This is a genomic window from Vibrio sp. 10N.286.48.C11, assembly GCF_041469805.1.
GTDB lineage: Bacteria > Pseudomonadota > Gammaproteobacteria > Enterobacterales > Vibrionaceae > Vibrio > Vibrio crassostreae_C.
Genome location: NZ_JBFRLK010000040.1, coordinates 56,577 through 77,535 on the forward strand (window position 1 = coordinate 56,577; position 20,959 = coordinate 77,535).

The window sequence follows — 20,959 nt, forward strand, 5'->3', positions numbered from 1 at the left end:
GAGTCTTAAAATGGCTAGAATGAAATTTCTTTGTGACACCAAGCGTTGTATCGAATGTAACGGTTGTGTCACTGCATGTAAGAATGAAAATGATGATGCTCTGGAATGGGGTATTCAACGTCGTCGCGTTGTGACATTGAACGATGGCGAACCGGGTGAAAACTCTATCTCAGTAGCGTGTATGCACTGTACTGATGCGCCTTGTATGGCAGTTTGTCCTGCAGACTGTTTTGAACATACAGAAGACGGCATCGTACTTCACAATAAAGATCTTTGTATCGGTTGTGGTTACTGCTTGTTTGCTTGTCCGTTTGGCGCACCTCAATTCCCTAAACAGGAAGCGTTTGGTGAGCGCGGTAAGATGGACAAGTGTACCTTCTGTGCTGGCGGCCCAGAAACAGAGCCAGGTTCTGTTGAAGAGCGTCAAAAATACGGTGCGAACCGTATTGCTGAAGGCAAACTGCCAATGTGTGCTTCGCTTTGTTCAACTAAGGCACTGCTAGCGGGTGACGCAGAGAAAGTTTCTGATGTTTTCCGTCAGCGTGTTGTTGAACGTGGTGCGAAAGGTGCAGGTTGGACAGACGGCAACGACCTTTCTTACGATGCGACTAAGAGCTAAGTAGGAGAGACATATGCTTACAATGTTTAAGCGTCTCTTCCTTGTAGTGCTGCCAATGTTGGCAGCACTAACAATGCTTTCTCCTATGAGTCATGCATCTGAGACGAACTCATCACAAACTCAATCGAGCTCTGCTCAACGAGAAATCACACAACTTGCTGGCGCCGATTTTTGGCGACAAGTGAGAAACGGTGAGGAAGGTTACACCACATCTCAATCAGCTGAGCATGGTGTGTTGATCAGTACTCCAGGTCAAACGTGGTACATATTGAAAGAGAAGTGGATGTCACCAGCCGGTGCCGTCGCTATCTTTGGCAGTATTGCTTTCGTGACTTTGATGTACGTTGTGATTGGCCCGCTAATGCTAAGCGCGCCAAGAACAGGCCGTAAGATCAAACGTTGGTCTCGACTAGACCGTGCCTTGCACTGGAGTATGGCGTTTACCTTCTTAACACTGGCGTTCAGTGGTTTGATGTTGGTTTACGGTAAGCACTTCTTGAAGCCGTACATTCCAACAGACCTTTGGGGCTTCATCGTTCTATTGGCGAAGCAATACCACAACTACATCGGCCCGATTTTCTATGTGCTGTTGATGGCTGTTCTCATCAAGTGGTGGCGCAAGTCTATTTTCAAGATGGTCGATGTACAGTGGTTCATGAAACTGGGTGGTATGGTCGGGAAACATAAAGGTTCTCATCCATCTGCAGAGTTTTCGAACGCGGGTGAAAAAGCACTGTTCTGGCTATTGATTGTTATGGGTAGTGTGGCTGCGATCAGTGGCTTGGTTTTAGACTTCCCAATCTTCGGTCAAACCCGTCGAGATATGGAGCTCTCAAACCTAGTCCACATGTTGGCTGCTTTGATCCTTATCTGTGGTTTCGTGTTCCACATCTACATCGGCTTGTTCGGTATGGAAGGGGCACTAGAAGGCATGGTAACAGGCGAAGTTGATGAGACTTGGGCTAAAGAGCACCATGATCTTTGGTACAAAGAAGTGATGGAACAAGAGAAAAACGGCGTTGAACAAAGCGCTAACGCAGCAACAGAGAAAACGGAAGGGGTGAATAAGAATGAACAAACCTCATAAAGGTATTTGGGTCGCTTACATACTAAGCTGCTTTACGCCATTTACTTGTCTTCTCTCTGGTGTGGTTGCCATCATCTACGCGGGCTATCGTTTAGATAAAGGTGAAGACGGCGAAGTAGTGGATACCCATTACTACGGCTTGATTCGCTCGTTCTTCTTGAACTTGACGTTCTTTGTTGTACTTATCGTGACAGTAGCGACCTCTAATGGCGTGTTGATCGGTGTTAACGATTACTGGTATCAAAACCACATTATCGATGACATCGCTTACTACATCCCGTATGTCGGCATGTTGTTTGGTGGTGTTGCGATTGTGGTTTGGTTTATTCGTATGTATCAAGGTATGCAGCGTTTAAGTCAAAACCTACCGCAAAACCCGACAACAGGTCCAAACTTGTAGTCGAGCATAGACTTACTAGATAGCGAATTATCTAGCACAATAGTCCTTTTGAAAGCCCAATGATTTCGGTCATTGGGCTTTTTGTTTCTAATCAGCAACAAAACTGAATGAAGCATGGTATTGACCGCTTCAATATGGTGCAACTCCCTTAATTGGTGCAATTCTTGTTTCAATTTTTACGCTTATTAAGAACCAAGAAAGTGCACTAATAAATTTATGCGCTATTAATCAATAATTTAAAAGTAAAACCTGTTGCACGAAAATTACCCTTCACACTTGGAACGCATCTTGCGTTCACTGTTGAGTCTTTAATTAATTACAACATTGAATCGCACGATATCAGTGCAAATCAGATAAAGCGAAGGAGAATGCTTTAATGAGTGAAACGGTGACTCAAGTTCATAGTGCAGTACAAACCCTTACCCAAAGTTCAGATACTTTATTCCTATTACTCGGTGCCATCATGGTTTTCTTGATGCACGCTGGCTTTGCTTTTCTAGAAGTCGGTACCGTTCGAAAGAAGAACCAAGTCAACGCGCTCGTTAAGATCCTGTCGGATTTTGGTGTCTCCGCCATTGCTTACTTCTTTATCGGTTACTGGGTTGCTTACGGTGCACACTTTTTTGCAGACGCAGAAACACTTTCGCAAGGCAACGGATATGAACTGGTTAAGTTCTTCTTCCTAATGACATTCGCTGCGGCAATCCCAGCGATCGTTTCAGGTGGTATCGCAGAGCGTGCACGTTTCTACCCAATTTTGATTGCGACACTGTTTACGGTTGGTTTCATCTATCCATTTTTTGAAGGCATCATTTGGAACGGCAACTTTGGATTCCAAGATTGGCTAGAAGGCCAGTTTGGTTATGGGTTCCATGACTTCGCAGGCTCTGTAGTGGTTCACGGCGTAGGTGGTTGGATTGCTTTGGTTGCGGTTTACTTCTTAGGGATGCGTAAAGGTCGAATCCGTGCAGGCAAACACACCAACTTCGCGCCATCGAATATCCCATTCTTAGCACTAGGCTCTTGGATCTTATGTGTCGGTTGGTTTGGCTTTAACGTGATGTCAGCTCAAGCAATCAACGGCATCAGCGGCCTAGTGGCGATGAACTCACTAATGGCCATGGTTGGCGGTATTCTTGCGGCTCTAATTGCAGGTAAAAATGACCCGGGTTTCATCCACAATGGTCCTTTGGCTGGTCTCGTCGCTATTTGTGCAGGTTCAGACTTAATGCACCCATTAGGCGCTTTGGTAACGGGCGGCGTGGCAGGCGCATTGTTTGTTTACCTGTTCACTTACATGCAAAACAAAACACAGATTGATGATGTATTGGGTGTGTGGCCTCTACACGGCGTATGTGGCGCTTGGGGTGGCATTGCAGCAGGTATCTTCGGCTCACAAACATTCTGGGGCTTAGGCGGGGTGAGTTTTGCTTCTCAAGTGGTTGGCACACTAGCGGGCATTGCTGTGGCTTTGATTGGCGCAATGATTGTTTATGGTGTGTTGAGCAAACTAACAGGCCTACGTTTAAGTGAAGAAGACGAATTCAACGGCGCGGATCTTTCAATCCATAAGATCTCGTCTATCAACGAAGACTAACGTCGCTCACTTTAATGGGTTTAAGCTCATCAAGTAGGCATCAGTTAAACAGAACTAAGCGGCTTCGGTCGCTTTTTTTGGTTCTGTGAAAAGCTAAACCAAGAGTTTGAGTAACAATGGCAGTATCCATCAAGCGAGTCATGTCACAAATAACCAATGAATTCAGTTGCCTAAGACTATGGTCTAATCCCCAAAACTATTGTTGGAATTTGAACAGTGCTAAGCTGTTACAAAGTGACATATCTAAAAGGACGTTATATGCATTTCCCATATCGAAATATCGTAATTCTTACTGGCGCTGGCATCTCTGCAGAGTCGGGGATACAAACATTCCGAGCACAAGACGGGCTATGGGAAAACCACAAAATCGAAGATGTAGCGACGCCTGAAGGGTTCGCAAAAGATCCTGACTTGGTACAAGCCTTCTATAACAAGCGTCGTCACGGCCTGCAAAGTGAGAGCATTCAGCCCAATTCAGCCCACAAGGCGCTAGGAGAGCTCGAAGACAAGCTTGATGGCAAAGTTACCATCATTACTCAAAACATCGACAATTTGCACGAGAGAGGCGGTAGCAACAACATTATTCACATGCATGGTGAACTTTTAAAAGCGCGTTGCAGTGAATCCAATCAAGTTGTAGAGCACAAAGGCGATATTGAAACGGGTGAACTTTGTCATTGCTGCCAAATCCCTGCACAAATGCGTCCACATATTGTTTGGTTTGGCGAAATGCCACTAAGAATGGGCGACATTTATTCCGCACTGGAAGAAGCGGATCTGTTTATCTCTATCGGAACTTCAGGTGTTGTTTATCCAGCGGCAGGCTTTGTTCACGATGCGAAAATGCATGGTGCACATACTATCGAGATAAACCTCGAACCAAGTGCGGTTGAAAGTGAATTTGAAGAGAAGCGCTACGGCAAGGCGAGTATCGAGGTGCCTAAACTGGTTGGCGAGTTATTATGTACAGAGAAAGGTTCTTTAACGGCCTAAGCCTTGTCTTTAATAACACACATCAGTTTCTGAATCTGAAAAAATAAAGCGGCTTACGCCGCTTTATTTACTTAACTTCTTAACTAACAATAACTTAGTTGTTTACTTTAAGTTTTTGGAAGTACTCGTCATAAATAACGCTCGCTTCACCAACTTCATCTTGCCACACACCGTTATCCATCACTGATTGTGGTGGGAAAACGTTCTTGTCTTCAGCAAATTCTTTAGGAAGAAGAGGGTAAGCGGTTTTAACTGGTGTCGGGTAACCGATCTCTAGAGCAATTTTCGCAGCGTTCTCTGGGCGAAGAAGGAAGTCGATCATCTTATGAGCCGCTTCAGTGTTCTTAGCGCCTGCTGGAATTGCTAGGCTGTCCATCCAGAAGATAGCGCCTTTTTCTGGCCAGATAATGTCAATCGTTGCGCCTTCTTGGCGTGCCATGTAAGCAGAACCATTCCAAAGCATACCAAGAGACACTTCACCTGCTAGGTAAGGGTTCGCTGGGAAATCTGAGTTAAATACCAATACGTTTGGCATTAGCTTACGAAGTTCTTCGTAGGCTTCTTTGATTTCTTCAGGGTTAGTCGTGTTTGGAGAGTAGCCCAGTTTAGATAGAGCGATATGGAAAACCTCACGAGAGTCATCCATCATCATCAGTTGACCTTCCCACTGCGTATCCCACAGATCGCCCCAGTTTTTAACTGAAGACTTGTCTAGCATGTCTGAGTTGATACCAATACCCGTCGCACCCCAGATGTATGGGATTGAGTAGTTGTTATTTGGGTCAAATGGCTTATCTAAGTAATTTGGATCCAAATCTGCAAAGTGGCTTAGCTTGGTTTTATCAAGCTCTTGAAGCATGCCTTCTTTACGCATCTTAGAAACGAAGTAAGTAGAAGGAACCACTAAGTCGTAACCCGTACCTTGAGTTTTTAACTTAGCGTACATGCTTTCGTTAGACTCATAAGTTGAGTAGTAGACTTTAATGCCCGTCTCTTCTGTGAAGTCTTCTAGTACTTCATTTGGAATATATTCAGACCAGTTGTAAAAATACAGTTCTTGGTCAGCTGCGAAAGAGGGTGTAGAAAGTAAAGTAGCAGCACACAATGCGCCGGTATACAGTGTTTTTTTCATTACTGTTCCGTTCATTTGTTTGATTTGGAGCTGGGTAGTGAACCCAAGGTAAAGGATTTCGAAAAATCGCGCTATATTATAGCAGCGATATAATAAAATAGGCAGCCTAAGCTGCCTATTCATTGATATTCTTATTTTTAACTTATTGATTATCTACGTTGACCTGTTAAGTAAACTGGTTACTTAGCCACAGTTAGATAATAAGCTAAATTACTGACCTGCTTTAAGTTTCATGAAGTAATCTTCGTACTTCACTGTCTTATCGCCAACCGCAGCTTGCCATTCAACACGATCAAGGTCTTCTTGCGATGGGAATAGCGCAGGGCTATCTTTGAACTTCTCGTTAGACGCTTTAACGGCCGTTAGGTAGCCTGTGTCACGAGAAATTTGCTCAGCAATTTCAGGGCGAAGTAGGAAATCAATCATCTTATGAGCTGCTTCTACGTTTACCGCACCAGAGCTAATCGCAAAGTTATCAACCCAACCGATACCGCCTTCTTTAGGGAAAACCAGTTTGATTGGTAGACCTTCGTTTTGCGCTGCAGCAGCAGAACCGTTCCACAGCATACCAAGACCCACTTCACCAGACATGTAAGGCGCGCCTGGGTTGTCTGAGTTAAATACTAGAACGTTTGGCATAAGCTTTTGTAGCTCAGCGTACGCTTCGTCGATCTCTTTTTCGTTGGTTGTGTTACCAGAGTAACCTAACTTACGCAGTGCGATGTGGAACACTTCACGAGTGTCGTCCATCATCATCAGTTGACCTTCAAGCTCTGGCTTCCATAGATCAGCCCAGCTTTGGAAATCTTCTGGATCGTACATGTCAGTGTTAACAGCAAGACCTGTGATCGCAACTACGTGTGGAATAGAGTAGTCGTTGCTTGGGTCGTACGGCTTATCTAGATAGTTAGTATCTAGATTCTTGAAGTTGTTCAGCTTAGTTTTGTCGATCTTTTGTAGCATACCTTCGTCACGCATCTTAGATACGAAGTAAGTCGACGGCACAACTAGGTCATAGCCTTTGTTGTGTGTTTTTAGCTTTGCGTACAGGGTTTCGTTCGACTCGTAAGTCGAGTAGATCACCTTGATACCAGTTTCATCAGTGAACTGTTCTAGAATCTCACTGTTGATGTAAGGTCCCCAATTCATGAATACCAATTCTTTGTTATCTTTTGCAAATGATGGTGCAGATAACATTGAAAGCGCACATGCACTACCAGCTAATAGAGTAGCCCATTTTTTCATTGACGTTAGCTCCAAACTAAACGTTGCCCGAAGGCAGTAGATAGAAAAACAGAATGGCAATTTACCATTCTGTTTATGATTAACACTTTTTTTGAACTTGAAGTCTCTTAACTTCTTAATCAAGCCAGTCTCTATATAGAGTAGGAGACTTACTTGATTTTTTCTCTCGCTAATGACTGAGAAATGATCACCAGTATTAACGACACCACTAACATCACTGTTGCTAGGGCGTTTACCTCAGGAGAGATACCCACTTTAACCATTGAGTAAATCTTCAGTGGTAAGATTTCATACGTTGGGCCGGTTACGAAAGAGCTAATGATTACATCGTCCAAAGACAGAGTGAAGCTCAATAACCAACCCGCAGCAACCGCTGGCTTAGCAAGAGGCAGAATGATCTGTTTTAGAATCGTCCATTCACTTGCACCTAAGTCTTTTGCTGCTTCTAGCATCTTCACATCAAAGCCATTCAAGCGACTGTATACCGTTACTACAACAAACGGTAGACAGAAGGTAATGTGAGCAGCAAGTAGGGTAAAGAACCCAAGTTGAACACCCATTACCAAGAATAGCGCAAGAAGCGAAATCGCCATTACGATATCTGGAGACATCATTACGATGAACAGCATGCCATTTACGATGCCTTTACCTTTAAATTGGTAACGGAATAGGGCTACTGCTGTAAGGCTCCCGACAATCGTTGCGGCTGTTGCTGAGAACACCGCTACGTTGATCGAGTGCCACGCAGCCTGCATTAGGCTGTCGTTGTTAATAAGCGCGTCATACCATTTAGTGGTGAAGCCACCCCATTTCATACCAAACTTATTGGCATTAAACGAGTTAGCGATCAATACGATAATAGGTAGGTATAGAAAGGCGTATACCAGCGCCATAAAGCTGAACTTAACTGTGCGCCCCATTAGTCTAGCTCCACTTTCTTGTTCAATAGCTTACCTGCTCGGTAGTAGGCATACAGCATCACAGCCATTGCCATGGTCAGTGCGATACTCGTCGCTGCGCCAAACGGCCAGTCTCGAGCGTTGAGCACTTGGCTCTTAATCACGTTACCAATCAATAGGTTCTTAGCTCCGCCTAATAGGTCAGAGATGTAGAACATACCTAACGCTGGCAGTAGCACTAACAAACAGCCGCCAATAATGCCCGGCATTGTTAGTGGTAGTACCACTTTCAATAGCGTTTGCAGTTTGTTCGCACCTAAATCTTTAGCCGCTTCTAAATACGTATCGTCCAGTTTTTCAATCGCTGAATACAGCGGCAGAATCATAAACGGAAGTAGGATGTACACTAAACCGATCATTACTGCGGTTTCTGAGTACATGATACGTAGCGGTTTATCAATGATATCTAACGCTAACAAGCTTTTGTTCAAGACACCTTGCGTACCCAGTACAATTTTTAATCCGTATGTACGAATCAAAGAGTTCGTCCAGAATGGTACTATCACTAGGAACAACATGATTGGACGCCACTTCGCCGGCATTTTTGCCACGATGTAAGCGAATGGGTAACCAATAATCAAACAAAGTAGGGTTGCGACAATTGCCATATAGAAAGAGTGCATCAACACTTTAAAATACAGCGGGTCAGCCAAACGCACGTAGTTATCGAGAGTGAAGGTCATCTCGATCAAGTTCGCTTCATCACGAGTTAAGAAGCTAGTACCAATGATCATGATGTTTGGAATCATCACGAACAACACTAACCAACCTGTGATTAAAGCAACAATTGCGTTTTGTAAATTAAACTTCTTGCTCATCTTCTAATACCACTTCCCAGCTCTCAACCCAAGTTACTGCAACTTTTTGGCCCAGTGAGTGATCAACATCAGGGTCATCTTCGTTGAAGAATTCGCTAACCATGACACGCATACCAGATTCAAGTTCTACGACTGAATCTAATGTCATGCCTTTATAGGTTCGCTCGACAATGTGGCCAACAATACCGCGTTGCTCTGACTCTTTAATTTCTTCGATTCGAAGATCTTCAGGTCGAAGCAATACTTGCAGTTTTTGACCCGGTGTTACGTCTTTATCGTGATAGATAATGGACTCTTCACCTTCGATTGTCGCAACAATGCGTTTTTCATCTTGACGAGATTTCGCTGTCGCTTCGAATACGTTAATTTCACCAATGAAACGCGCTACAAATAGGTTCTTAGGCTCTTCGTAGATCTCTCTTGGTGTTCCGTCTTGTTCAATCACGCCATCACGCATAACAATAATACGGTCAGACATAGACAGCGCCTCTTCTTGGTCATGCGTTACAAAAATGAACGTGATACCAAGTTGGCGTTGTAATTGTTTCAGCTCGATTTGCATCTGTTTACGTAGTTTGTAATCCAGAGCAGATAGAGATTCATCCAACAAAAGAACTTTAGGCTTATTAACGACAGCACGAGCGATTGCGATACGTTGCTGTTGACCACCAGATAGCTGGTGTGGCTTTCGTTGTGCCATTTGTTCTAGGCGCACCATTTTCAAAGCATCCATTACACGAGGTTCAATCTCGCTGTTTGGAACTTTCTGCATGCGTAAGCCAAATGCCACATTGTCGAAAACGGTCATATGCGGGAATAGGGCATAGCTTTGGAATACAGTGTTTACATGCCTTTGTTCAGCAGGAACTTGGGTTACGTTTTGTTCAGCTAATAGTATTTGACCACTATCTGCCGTTTCAAAACCCGCAATCATTCTTAGCACGGTTGTTTTACCACAACCTGATGGGCCTAAAATCGTGAGAAACTCACCATGATTTACGTTTAAATCCAGATTGCCGATGACTTCCTTACCATCGAAACTTTTACTGATGCCAGTTAGCTGTACTACTGGCTTTCCTACTGATTTTTTAGCGTTCAACGTCTGTTTTTCTCCACCTTGGTTCTATTTGAGACCTGTTGCTATACACCTTTAAGGCGCGCATCATAATCACCAAAAACGTGAATTCAAAGCATTTTTTACCTTTCGAAGATAAAAAATTTCGCAGGTAAAAGTAAACATCCTTTACCATACTGTTATTTACTGGGTCTACACCCTAACAAGTGTCTAATTATTAACCATTAAGACGCAAAAGCAAGCCTTGTTACAGATTCATATTTTAGTTTGTATCCGACATATGAGTATAATGAAGGTAATTTTTTATCAATAAGTTAGGTGGCTTCGCTTAATCGGCACACCTAGGTATCAATATGAACAACGACATCGAAAAAGATTTTAATTTGGGCGGTAGTATCAACCGTGCACTTTCTGGCGATTATGAGCTCAAAGCAACGGCTGTATTCCAAGAAGCTTGGAAACATACGATAAGTCACTTTCTTTCGTTTTCCCCAGCGATTATTGCTTTGATGTTTGTGCAGCTCGCTATCTTTTATATCGCACTAAAACTACAGCTTGGTGATCCCGCGGTTATCTTAGATGCAGTTATCGACCCAGAGTCGTTTACGCCACAAATCGTTGAATCGATTTTTATCGCGAACTTTAGCTATGAAGTGATCAGTGCGCCTATCTATGCGGGTATCTGTTTAATGGCAATGAGTCACGCCGCTGGCCTACAAACCAAAGTACGCCACATCGGTAAAGGTTTGCAGTTTACGGTTCCGGTTATTCTAGTGACTTTGTTTAGCCTAATGCTTCAAGGCATCGCAGGTATGATTCTGCCGTTCTTGTCTATCTACTTCTCACTGGCGTTCAGCCATTCGATTCTGCTGATTTGTGATAAGAAAGTGCCGCCAATGCAATCGCTGCTGCTTTCTCTGCGTGCTGTCAACAAAAAAATCTTCACCGTTGCTTCTATCTACCTATTAGTAATGCTGATGTTCATCGTCGCGGCAATGATGTACGGCATTGGCTTAATCTTCGTTTTACCTTTCTTCTTCCACGTGAAAGGGATTCTTTACCGCGAGATGTTTGGCATTAAACTCAAACTGATCGCGTCAGACAGACCAAAGAGCGACGACGACCACAACGGTAGCAACAATAAAGACCCACAGGTATTCGATGCATAACAACTCTAAATTAAGCGCAAGTAAATCACTTGCGCTAAAAGTGACAGCATTAGCCTTAGTTGGCTCGATCTCGTTAGTTGGCCCAATGCTTTACCAACAAGAAGAAGAGCGCAGGCGAGCGGGGCAAAAGGCTTCAGACTCAGAGCAAAACTTTGGTGACTTGACCGTCTCTTCTGATAAGCCAGATTTCGCAGCGATTGAAGATGTAAATAAAAAGAAAGACACCTTCTTTTCTTATCTTCGCCCAAGTATCAACATCGAAAACAAGCGAATCACCAAAGAACGTGCGTTTCTAACCAAGCTTTCAGAGACGGGGTTGAACAATGTTGACTCTGAAGACGCGTCATACGCAAAGAGACTAGGGAAGCTGTATAGCCTGCCTGTACCTTCATCGGGCTTAGATGACGCTTGGCTGAAAGAAATGTTGAATCGTGTAAACGTGCTACCTGAAGCGCTTGTGTTAACTCAGGCGGCCAATGAATCAGCTTGGGGTACATCTCGTTTCGCCACTAAAGCAAATAACTATTTTGGACACTGGTGTTACACCAAAGGTTGTGGCCTTGTTCCGCTACAACGTAACGAAGGTAGCTCGCATGAAGTCGCAACATTCTCTTCAAGCCAAGAATCCGTACATCGGTATTTCATGAACCTTAATCGTAATCGTGCTTACGCCGATCTAAGAGTGATTCGTGCAAAACTTGATGCGCAAGGTGATGATCTTTTAACAACCGCAACGGCGACAGAGCTCACCAATGGCTTGTTAAAATATTCTGAGCGAGGTTCCGACTATGTGACTGATTTACAAGCTATGATCCGTCACAACGAGGTATACTGGAAAAAGTAACTCATTTTGATACCAACTTGGTTGCCTTCGATAGTCGGCTTATACCAGTAATATCACAAAAAGAGCAGCTCATTGGCTGCTCTTTCTATTTATAAACGCTCAACTTCGACAAGATTATAATAATGAAAAAGACAGCACTCGCTTTATTAGCCTCATTAAGCCTTGGGGTTTCTCTTCCTGCTTCAGCGCAAGAATACATGTTCACGTATTCTAAGCTTTATACTCAGCTGAAAAACAACACCAAAGAAGGGCATGATGATGTCAAAGTTGCGGTCTTCTTTGTTGATCAACAAGCTCAGCAAACCTGTCACATCAGCAAAGCTTGGATGGAAAAAGAAGAGCACTACGAAGAGCTAAAAGTCTCTCCGGCCAATGAACTGCTTCTACCGGTAGATCAAAACCTACGCTCAGCAAACCCTCTTATCTTTGTACAAACTCAAGAACAGGAATGTGCGTATTCTTTTGTGGTGATGACTCAAGAGCCTTTAGCTGGCACAGTAGAAGTTGCACAGATAGAAAACCTATTGCCACAGATGCAGGCGATGCTTGAAGACGTCAGCGGTATGTTCTCTGGTTGGTTCACGCCAGATATCCAAGGGTTCACGCTAGAGTTCGCTAATAAGCTGGAAGGCAACATCGAGCTTTCAAATGGCAAGCAACTACCAATCAAAGAAGGGCGAGCGAAATTCACCTTAGAAGAACTGAATGGAAGTGACAGCATCACGTTGCCAGAACCAACAGTTCGCGTATTGCCGTACATTCCCGCGCAATAATTTTTAACGGAATCATTGTTAGTGAAGTAAAAGCTTAGCGGAATCATTCCCCTAAGCTTTTACGACATATCTTAAAGCAGCCTCATCGAATTAGATCAGGCTGCTTTTCTTTATCTATGATACCAACCGAGAGCTTGTGAAGCCGCGTTTCTCTGCCGTTTAGGCGCTTATCGAACAATAAAAGCAGAATCTTTCTATTACTCAGCTTGTTTATCCGGCCGCTACTATTTCAACATCAAATAAAAATCCGTATAATCCACGCCCTAAAACAGTCCCACTAGCAATCTACAGTCGGTAATACGACGATGTGAGAGTCGCAATGAACCAAAACGATAATAGAAAAGAAACACTTGAATTCAACAAACTTCAGAAACGTCTGAGAAGAAATGTTGGAAATGCCATCATCGACTACAACATGATCGAAGAGAATGACGTAGTAATGGCATGTATTAGTGGCGGTAAAGATTCATTTGCGATGCTAGATATTTTGCTACGTTTACGTGAAGCAGCACCGATCAAATTTGATGTTGTGGCAGTAAACCTAGATCAAAAACAACCTGGGTTCCCTGAACACATTCTTCCTGAGTACTTTGAAACGCTGAACATTCCTTACTACATCGTAGATAAAGACACGTATTCAGTGGTTAAAGAGAAAGTGCCAGAAGGTAAAACAACGTGTGGCCTATGTTCTCGTCTTCGTCGTGGTACTTTGTACTCATTCGCAGAGAAGATTGGTGCAACTAAGATCGCTCTGGGTCACCACCTAGACGACATCGTTGAGACCATGTTCCTAAACATGTTCCACGGTGCGCGCTTAAAGGCTATGCCACCAAAGCTTCGTTCAGATGATGGTCGTAACGTTGTTATTCGTCCACTGACTTACTGTCGTGAAACGGACCTAATCAAATACGCAGAACATAAAGAGTTCCCAATCATTCCTTGTAACCTATGTGGCTCTCAAGAGAATCTACAGCGTCAGAACATTAAAGCGATGCTAATTGATTGGGATAAGAAAACGCCAGGTCGTGTTGAGAAGATCTTCAAGTCAATTCAGAACGTAAGTCCAAGCCAACTGGCTGACCGCGAGCTGTTTGACTTCGTGAACCTTCCACTAGACCGTAGTGAAGACCGCAAAGCGTACGAATTCGAAGAAGCTGAAATTTCATCTTCTAACATCGATGAGTCAATGTTCATCGACGTAACGAACGTATAATAAGAATAATCGTTGTAGAGCAATAGATGCGCCTACAACAGACAAACAAAAACGCCTCAAGCAATGCTTGAGGCGTTTTTTATAAGTTAAACTATCCCTGACCTAACCTTTCGAAAGGTTAGGGTCTAGTGGGCTGACGTAACCAGACGGTTTAAGAGCCAACACATCACAGTTAATCTTATCGATAACATGTTCCGCGGTATTACCAATAAACACGGCAGACAAGCCAGTACGACCCGTTGTACCCAGAATCACCATCGCAGCGTTATTTTCAGAAGCGACGCGAGGAATAACATCTTCTGGCAAGCCTTGTTCAACCACAGTTTGTTCTTCACACATACCGTGCTTCTGGCGCAATGCTTTCATTGCCGTTAAGTGATGGCCACGAACCGCATCGGTATAAGACGTTGGATCAAACTCTGGCAGTTCAATGGTAATATTCGCAGGTGTCACTGGGTAGGCATTCACCAAGAACGGTTCCGCATCCAAACGACCGGTGATCTCTAGCAATCTGTCGACCATCGTATCGTTAAGCTCTAAATGAGCTTCTGTTTCAGAACCTACATGAACTGAAGCAAAAATCTTCGCGTGATCTGGCCAGAAATCGTTTTTAACCAATAGCACTGGGCTAGGGCACTTTCTCAACAGATGCCAATCGGTTGGAGTAAAGATGACAGATTCCAAGGTATCGTGCTTACGCGTGCCTTTGATTAAGATGTCGTGCTCACCACTGTAAACCTCGGCAATGATCGCTTCGTATGGGCGGTTGTGCCAAACCACTTGTACATTAAATTCAATAGAATCATCTAGGTAAGGTTCTGCGACTTTATTCATCCAAATTTCGCGTTGATGAATTACGCCTTTGCGCATTGCGTCTCTTTCATCGATAGAGAGCATAGATGTCATTTCATACGAGAAGTCGTATATCGACAAAAAGAAAGTGATGTGGCTTGTTGAGGTGCTTTTCTTAGCAAGTTGGATAGCACGAAATAGAGCAGGCTGCTCATCGTGATTAATGTCTGCGACAACTAAAATTTTGTTATAGATACTCATAACTAAGCCTACTTTTCAGACCGAACATATAAATAATGTAGCGTAGTTATGGAGAGATTAAGAGAAATATAAGAGGTTTTAAGAGAGAAACATGATGTAGCTCATTATTGAACTACATCATTGATATCTAGACTATTCTTTTGAAACGCCAGCAAGTTCCATCAACGCATCGTGATCTTCGATAGTGATATATTTGCCTTTAACGCTCAAGATGTCTGCTTTTTGGAAACGACCTAGAAGACGGCTGATTGTTTCAACAGTCAAACCAAGGTAGTTACCAATATCACCACGAGTCATCGTTAGGCGGAACTCACGCGGGCTGAAGCCACGTTGAGAGAAACGAGTAGAAAGGTTGTAAAGGAATGCAGCAAGGCGCTCTTCCGCGTTCTTCTTAGAAAGAAGCAGAATCATTTCTTGGTCACCTTTAATCTCGTTACTCATCAGGCGCATAATTTGCTGACGCAATTTAGGCATTTTTCCTGATAGGTCATCAAGAATCTCATATGGGATTTCACATACCATAGAAGTTTCTAGCGCTTGTGCGAAACTAGGGTGTTGGTCACCAGTAATCGCATCGAAGCCAACAAGATCGCCCGCTAGGTGGAATGCAGTAATCTGCTCATCACCTTGCTCGGTAATCGTGTAGCTCTTGATCGTTCCAGAGCGAATAGCATATAGAGATTTAAGCTCGTCACCGGCTTTAAATAACTCTTGGCCTTTTTGAATAGGCTTTTTTCTCTCAATGATCTGATCAAGTTGATCGAGTTCAGATTCATTCAAAGTAAACGGAATACAGAGCTGGCTAATACTACAATCCTGGCAATGGATCGCACAGCCACCAGACTGAACACGTTTCGTCACAGGCTTTTCAGAAATCATAACAATCTTTCACTATTTGATATACGTCAATATTTTAGCATTCCTTTATCCAGTTGGGTAGTAAAAAAACCGGATTTAAAGATTACCTATACGGTATAAATAATGAGCTGCAATGCCATATATCCGGTATAGAAACCGTAAAGGAGGATTAAAATTGCGCCTAATTGGCGAAATAAGTCAGCTTGTTGCAGTTTTTTGAGGAAATTAGCGCCCATGCCTACTGTGAGCATTGCTGGGAGCGTCCCTAAACCGAAAGCAAGCATAATACCTGCACCGTTGTACCAACTTCCTGATACGGCCGCCCACGTAAGCATTGAGTAAACTAAGCCACATGGTAGCCAACCCCAAATAAAGCCAAACGGCAAAGCGTGGCTAAGGTGCTTCAAGGGTAGAAATGATTTACCTAAAGGAGAGATATAACGCCATAGCTTCTGTCCGACTTTTTCAAAGAACAACAAGCCGAACCACCATTTACCGATATACAACCCTAAGACGATCATGAAGCCAGCAGCAAATAATCGCAGCCAACCTAGCAGAGCGTTAAAATCGCTTAGCTGACCTATCGAAGAGATTGCACCGCCAATCACACCGCCAATCACGGCATAACTTAGCAAGCGCCCTAGGTTATAAAGTAGGGGAATAACAGGGGAAGGTTTACTGTTGCCAATCGAAAGAAGCGACGCAATACCACCACACATTCCCATGCAGTGACCTGCGCCGATCAATCCAACAACAAAGGCTCCGATCCAATCAGGCGTCATCGTTCTTTTTGTCTACGTTAGTTTGGCTCTCGCCGTTAGCTTTCTCATTCTTGGCAGGTTTACTATCAGAATGGTTGTGAGCCTTTTCGTCTTCATCAAACAGAATGTTGTGACCTTGACGTTCTAGGTCTTCAAACTGTTCGCTCTTCACCGCCCATAGAAAAATACCAACAGCGATGCACACCAGAACAATCGCAATGGGGATCAGAATGTATAAACTTTCCATTATTTACCTTGCTCTTTTAAAAGCCTTAACGAGTTAGACACAACAATAATAGAGCTGGCAGACATGCCCACAACGGCAATGTATGGAGCAACCAAACCTGCAACAGCCAATGGAAGAATGAGTAAGTTATACCCTAATGACCAAGCTAGGTTTTCACGGATTATCTTACGCGTTTTTAACGCCAAAGTACGCGACTTAAGTAATCTATCGAGCTTATCACCCAACAACACCATATCCGCAGAAGCTTTCGCGACATCCGTACCGCCGCCCATAGCAACTGAAAGGTGGGCACCCGCAAGAATAGGGGCATCGTTAATGCCATCGCCAACCATCATAGTGATGTCACTGGCATCTCGAGAATTCAAGTAAGCAAGTTTATCTTCAGGTTTCGCGTTAGCAACAATATCAGTAATACCGATCTCTTCAGCAACAGGCTTCGCGTTGATCAAAGAGTCGCCAGTCAGCAGAGTTGTTTTGATGCCCGCTTCTTTAAATTGCTTAATAAACTCGATGCTTTCTTTACGAATGGGATCTTCATAAGTGAACGTCGCGATATGACGACCCGCCATCGACAAGTAAATACCGTTACTTTCCGATGGTTGAGCTTCACCTAAAATGAATTCGCTACTACCAATCGCAACTTCTTGGCCGTTCCACTCACCAGTGATGCCTGAACCAATTACGTTATTGACAGACTCTACTTCGATATCATCAGAAAGATGAGTCTTGAACGCTTTAGCGATAGGGTGGTTAGCGTGTTGTTCCAGGCTCGCCGCTACTTTGAGACAAGTGTCTTTATCAAGTTCAGCGAAGGTTTCAACTTGGCTGATACGAATATCACCCTCAGTCAATGTACCTGTTTTATCGATGATCAAGTGATTCACTTTGCACAAGGTTTCGAATACGTGGCCTTTGCGCAGCAAAATACCGAAGTTACCCATGCGAGACGTTGAACAAGTAATCGCCGTCGGTGTTGCCAGTGACAGAGCACAAGGACACGTTGCTACCAATACCGAAAGCATGATCCAGAAAGCGTCTTCTGGTCGTGTTTGGTGCCAGTAAAACCAAGTACCGAATGAGATGATTAAGATCACCGCAACAAAGTATCGAGCCACAACATCAGCAATTTCTGCAATTCGAGGTTTAGACAATTGCGCTTCGTCTTGCAGGCGAACGATGTTGGAAATCACCGAATCCGCTTTTGACGTCATTACTTCCAATTCAAATGATTCATCACCATTCAATGTACCAGCAAAGACGGTATCGCCTTCGTTTTTGACTACATGGATAGATTCGCCAGTCAGCATCGATTCATCGATATGAACTCTGCCAGACAATACTTTGCCATCGGCAGGAATGTGCTCACCCGGTAGAACGCGAATTTGGTCGCCAACTTTTAAGGTTTTGACTGGAACTTGTTCGCCATCTAACGTTGTTGCCATAGCAGGAACGAGCTTAAGCAGGTTACCACTAGCAGCGGCGGCTTTACGACGAGCGCGCATTTCAAGGAAACGACCAAGCAGTAGGAAGAAGGTAAACATCGAGATAGATTCGAAGAATACTTCACCTTTCTCTGTCACCGTTGCGACCAAACTTGCAACGTAGGCAAACAAAAGAGCGATCGACACAGGTACATCCATACCCAATGTTCGACCTTTGAGGCTACGCCACGCGTTGATATAGAAAGGCAATGCAGAGTAGAGCAGAACCGGTGTTGCAAAGATTAAGCTCACCCAACGGAAGTAGCTTTTGAATTCGGGCTCAAGGTTACCGAAGACTTCAAGATACAACGCCACAGCCAGCATCATGACCTGCATGGTTGCTAAACCAGCAATACCAAGACGATAGAGATAATTCTTCATCGATCGATGATAGGCGGCTTCTTGTTGATCAGCCTCAAAAGGTCCGGCTTTGTAGCCTAAGGTATGGATTGCAGACAACAGCTCGCTCAGTTTCGTCTGAGTGTTGTCCCAACTGAGCAGGGCGCGGTTAGTCGTGGTATTAACACGAATACTAACAACCCCTAACTTTGAAGAGACTTGCTTTTCAATAAGCCAAGCACAAGCAGCACAAGAGACACCTTCTAGTGACAATGTCACTTCAGAGGTGTTTTCAGAGTTACGGACGAACTCCAATTGAACATCTTCGTTGTCGTAATGACTGAGTGCCAGAAGTTGCTCTGGCACGAGATCCGCTTTTTCAGCTGGAGCGGTACGATATTGGTAGTAAGAGACCAGACCGCTATCAACGATTGTCTGGGCTACGGTTTCGCAACCCGGACAACACATAGGTCGCACCGATCCTAAGATTTCTACTTTAAAATCCGTTTCCGCTGGTACATCTTCACCGCAGTGATAACAGGATTCACACATAAGATTTAGTTCGTTAGTTGAGTAGGAGTATCAATAGGGAAGTTCATGCGACCTTGCACTAACCATTCAGAATCATGCGGAGAAAGCTCGATAAACCATGGACCTTGCATTTCATGATCCAGAGTCAACGTGTAGTTGCCTCTCGCATCAGCGGTCAGTAGCTGAGTAAAATCACGGTCAGGCAGCGTTCGGTGCACGAACATTGCGCTAATAGCAGGGAAGTGGTCTAGTTTGCCTTTGTCGAGAGTAATGATAACTGAGTTACCTTTCTCGCTAACTGAAGCTGATAAGCCAAGCTCTTTAGCAACATTTACTTTCGAAATGTCGACATTAATACCTTTACCTTTTTTATAGTAATCTTCAGTGACAACGTTAACTGAATGGTTGGTAAGTATCGCGACTCGAACCAATGTTAGCATAGAAACGCCAACGGTTAGGAAGATCAAAAACCACGGCCAAAACTGCTTATACCAAGGTTGTTCCATATTATTATTCTCAATATATACAATGAAATAAAACTATTTTTTACAAACACTTAAGGTTATAACTGTAAAAGAAAGACAGCCCCTTAAGAAGGGGCTGTTATTATTATGTTACTCTTTATCTGAGTTGCTGAGGCTCCAGACGTAGGCAGAGACGAGCTGAACCTTATCCTCACCGAGGATGTCCTTCCAAGCCGGCATTACACCAGAACGTCCGTACATGACTGTTTCCGTCACATCAGCGCGAGAATCGCCGAATAGCCAGTCGCGGTCAGTCAGGTCAGGGGCGCCAACAGCAGGGTTACCCTTACCATCAGTACCGTGACACGCTGCACACACTACAAAGCGAGCTTTACCAGCCTCTGCTTCACGTGCGTTTACGCTACGACCAGAAAGGCTAAGCGTGTAGCTAACTACTTCTTTTACGCCTTCTTCGCCAAGAGCGTCTTTCCAACCTGGCATTTGACCGACACGACCATGCATGATGGTAGTAACGATAGCTTGTGGTTCACCACCATATAGCCATGCGTCATCAGTTAGGTTCGGGAAACCTTTCTGACCACGTGCATCAGAGCCGTGACACTGAGAACAGTTTTGTAGGAACAAACGTTGGCCCACTTTGATTGCATCGGCATCTGATGCAATGTCAGGGACGGAACGTAGACCATTTTCGTCGTGAGCTAGCTTTCTGAATGCTTCACCAAAGTAGGTGTCTGCATCATCAAGCTCTTTCGCGTATGCGTCTAACTGTTTGTTTGCTTGCGCAGCAGCGATTGCAGATCGAGACTCTTCTACGCTACGAACTGTTTGGTTTGAACTCGTCCAACCTAGTAGACCTTTAAAGTTGCCAAGGCCTGGGTATAGAGCTAGATAAACAGCTGCAAACACAATTGTGCTAACGAAAAGGTATGTCCACCATTTAGGTAGCGGGTTATTAAGCTCACGAATACCATCGTATTCATGGCCCATATCCTGACCTTCTTCTACACCTGTTTTATCGTTGGAACACCAACGAAGTAAGGCTGCACAGCCAATCAATGTACCGATTGTGATTACTGTTACCCAAATACTCCAGAATGTACTCATTACTTCGTCACTCCTTGATTTTTATCTTTCGCAGGTGCTTCATCAGCGAACACTAGGTTTGCATCTTCGTCGAAGCGCGACTTACGATTTTTACCGAAAGCCCACCAAACGATGCCGATGAAACAAGCAAAAACAGTAACAGTCCAAACACTTTGAAATGTAATAATGTCCATAAT

22 protein-coding genes are annotated in these 20,959 nt (G+C 43.9%); 9 read left to right on the forward strand and 13 right to left on the reverse strand.

Annotated elements, in window-relative coordinates:
• Positions 1 to 10: 10 nt before the first annotated feature.
• From fdh3B to cobB, 5 genes are all read left to right on the forward strand, one after another.
• Positions 11 to 619 (forward strand): formate dehydrogenase FDH3 subunit beta, encoded by a 609-nt coding sequence (fdh3B, locus tag AB4209_RS11600; RefSeq protein ID WP_004742271.1) that lies wholly within the window; start codon positions 11 to 13, stop codon positions 617 to 619.
• Between the two features lie 13 nt (positions 620 to 632).
• Positions 633 to 1,706: a formate dehydrogenase subunit gamma gene (locus tag AB4209_RS11605; RefSeq protein ID WP_017068194.1), complete on the forward strand. Its 1,074-nt coding sequence runs from the start codon at positions 633 to 635 to the stop codon at positions 1,704 to 1,706.
• Entirely contained in the window at positions 1,690 to 2,106 is a 417-nt protein-coding gene (locus AB4209_RS11610; RefSeq protein WP_017059624.1) for a hypothetical protein, read from the forward strand. Before AB4209_RS11605 ends, AB4209_RS11610 begins: the two co-directional genes overlap by 17 nt.
• Positions 2,107 to 2,482: 376 nt before the next feature.
• Complete coding sequence (locus AB4209_RS11615; protein WP_048610990.1) at positions 2,483 to 3,703, forward strand: ammonium transporter; 1,221 nt, start codon at positions 2,483 to 2,485, stop codon at positions 3,701 to 3,703.
• 258 nt (positions 3,704 to 3,961) lie between these two features.
• Positions 3,962 to 4,696 (forward strand): Sir2 family NAD+-dependent deacetylase, encoded by a 735-nt coding sequence (gene cobB / locus AB4209_RS11620; protein WP_017063867.1) that lies wholly within the window; start codon positions 3,962 to 3,964, stop codon positions 4,694 to 4,696.
• 94 nt (positions 4,697 to 4,790) lie between these two features.
• Here cobB and AB4209_RS11625 read toward each other — a convergent pair whose 3' ends face one another.
• From AB4209_RS11625 to potA, 5 genes are all read right to left on the reverse strand, one after another.
• Positions 4,791 to 5,828 (reverse strand): extracellular solute-binding protein, encoded by a 1,038-nt coding sequence (locus tag AB4209_RS11625; RefSeq protein WP_017059627.1) that lies wholly within the window; start codon positions 5,826 to 5,828, stop codon positions 4,791 to 4,793.
• A 210-nt stretch (positions 5,829 to 6,038) separates the two neighbouring features.
• Positions 6,039 to 7,073: an extracellular solute-binding protein gene (locus AB4209_RS11630; protein ID WP_017059628.1), complete on the reverse strand. Its 1,035-nt coding sequence runs from the start codon at positions 7,071 to 7,073 to the stop codon at positions 6,039 to 6,041.
• A 149-nt stretch (positions 7,074 to 7,222) separates the two neighbouring features.
• Positions 7,223 to 7,993 (reverse strand): spermidine/putrescine ABC transporter permease PotC, encoded by a 771-nt coding sequence (gene potC, locus AB4209_RS11635; RefSeq protein WP_017059629.1) that lies wholly within the window; start codon positions 7,991 to 7,993, stop codon positions 7,223 to 7,225.
• Positions 7,993 to 8,850 carry a spermidine/putrescine ABC transporter permease PotB gene (gene potB / locus AB4209_RS11640; protein WP_017059630.1) on the reverse strand — a complete coding sequence of 286 codons (858 nt, stop codon included), beginning with the start codon at positions 8,848 to 8,850 and terminating at the stop codon, positions 7,993 to 7,995. Before potB ends, potC begins: the two co-directional genes overlap by 1 nt.
• Positions 8,834 to 9,949, reverse strand: a complete 1,116-nt coding sequence (potA, locus tag AB4209_RS11645; RefSeq protein ID WP_017059631.1) for a spermidine/putrescine ABC transporter ATP-binding protein PotA — start codon at positions 9,947 to 9,949, stop codon at positions 8,834 to 8,836. Before potA ends, potB begins: the two co-directional genes overlap by 17 nt.
• A gap of 329 nt (positions 9,950 to 10,278) precedes the next feature.
• Here potA and AB4209_RS11650 point away from each other — a divergent pair, with 329 nt between their 5' ends.
• The 4 genes from AB4209_RS11650 to ttcA all read left to right on the forward strand — a co-directional run bounded on the left by AB4209_RS11650 (position 10,279) and on the right by ttcA (position 13,924).
• Complete coding sequence (locus AB4209_RS11650) at positions 10,279 to 11,094, forward strand: membrane protein (protein WP_017063864.1); 816 nt, start codon at positions 10,279 to 10,281, stop codon at positions 11,092 to 11,094.
• Positions 11,087 to 11,938, forward strand: coding sequence for a glucosaminidase domain-containing protein (locus AB4209_RS11655; RefSeq protein ID WP_102393736.1), 852 nt, complete (start codon positions 11,087 to 11,089; stop codon positions 11,936 to 11,938). The genes AB4209_RS11650 and AB4209_RS11655 overlap by 8 nt, the downstream gene beginning before the upstream one ends.
• A 122-nt stretch (positions 11,939 to 12,060) precedes the next feature.
• Positions 12,061 to 12,711, forward strand: a complete 651-nt coding sequence (locus AB4209_RS11660; RefSeq protein WP_372055936.1) for a DUF2987 domain-containing protein — start codon at positions 12,061 to 12,063, stop codon at positions 12,709 to 12,711.
• Positions 12,712 to 13,030: 319 nt separating this feature from the next.
• The gene (gene ttcA / locus AB4209_RS11665; RefSeq protein WP_017059635.1) at positions 13,031 to 13,924 is read left to right on the forward strand and encodes a tRNA 2-thiocytidine(32) synthetase TtcA; all 894 of its coding nucleotides are present in this window, start codon (positions 13,031 to 13,033) and stop codon (positions 13,922 to 13,924) included.
• Between the two features lie 102 nt (positions 13,925 to 14,026).
• Here the strand turns inward: ttcA and uspE are convergent, their stop codons facing one another.
• The 8 genes from uspE to AB4209_RS11705 form a co-directional block, all read right to left on the reverse strand.
• On the reverse strand, positions 14,027 to 14,977 hold the full coding sequence (uspE, locus tag AB4209_RS11670; RefSeq protein ID WP_017066876.1) for a universal stress protein UspE: 951 nt from the start codon (positions 14,975 to 14,977) through the stop codon (positions 14,027 to 14,029).
• A gap of 132 nt (positions 14,978 to 15,109) precedes the next feature.
• On the reverse strand, positions 15,110 to 15,856 hold the full coding sequence (locus AB4209_RS11675; RefSeq protein WP_017059637.1) for an FNR family transcription factor: 747 nt from the start codon (positions 15,854 to 15,856) through the stop codon (positions 15,110 to 15,112).
• A gap of 86 nt (positions 15,857 to 15,942) precedes the next feature.
• Positions 15,943 to 16,617, reverse strand: coding sequence for a sulfite exporter TauE/SafE family protein (locus AB4209_RS11680; RefSeq protein ID WP_372055938.1), 675 nt, complete (start codon positions 16,615 to 16,617; stop codon positions 15,943 to 15,945).
• Complete coding sequence (ccoS, locus tag AB4209_RS11685) at positions 16,607 to 16,843, reverse strand: cbb3-type cytochrome oxidase assembly protein CcoS (RefSeq protein ID WP_048615953.1); 237 nt, start codon at positions 16,841 to 16,843, stop codon at positions 16,607 to 16,609. Before ccoS ends, AB4209_RS11680 begins: the two co-directional genes overlap by 11 nt.
• Entirely contained in the window at positions 16,843 to 19,215 is a 2,373-nt protein-coding gene (locus AB4209_RS11690; protein WP_372055940.1) for a heavy metal translocating P-type ATPase, read from the reverse strand. The genes ccoS and AB4209_RS11690 overlap by 1 nt, the downstream gene beginning before the upstream one ends.
• A 5-nt stretch (positions 19,216 to 19,220) precedes the next feature.
• A complete protein-coding gene (locus AB4209_RS11695; protein ID WP_017059641.1) occupies positions 19,221 to 19,700 on the reverse strand; it encodes a FixH family protein in 480 nt (159 codons plus the stop codon).
• Between the two features lie 108 nt (positions 19,701 to 19,808).
• A complete protein-coding gene (gene ccoP, locus AB4209_RS11700; protein WP_017063857.1) occupies positions 19,809 to 20,783 on the reverse strand; it encodes a cytochrome-c oxidase, cbb3-type subunit III in 975 nt (324 codons plus the stop codon).
• Positions 20,783 to 20,956 (reverse strand): CcoQ/FixQ family Cbb3-type cytochrome c oxidase assembly chaperone, encoded by a 174-nt coding sequence (locus AB4209_RS11705; protein WP_004733679.1) that lies wholly within the window; start codon positions 20,954 to 20,956, stop codon positions 20,783 to 20,785. The genes ccoP and AB4209_RS11705 overlap by 1 nt, the downstream gene beginning before the upstream one ends.
• Positions 20,957 to 20,959 lie beyond the last annotated feature (3 nt).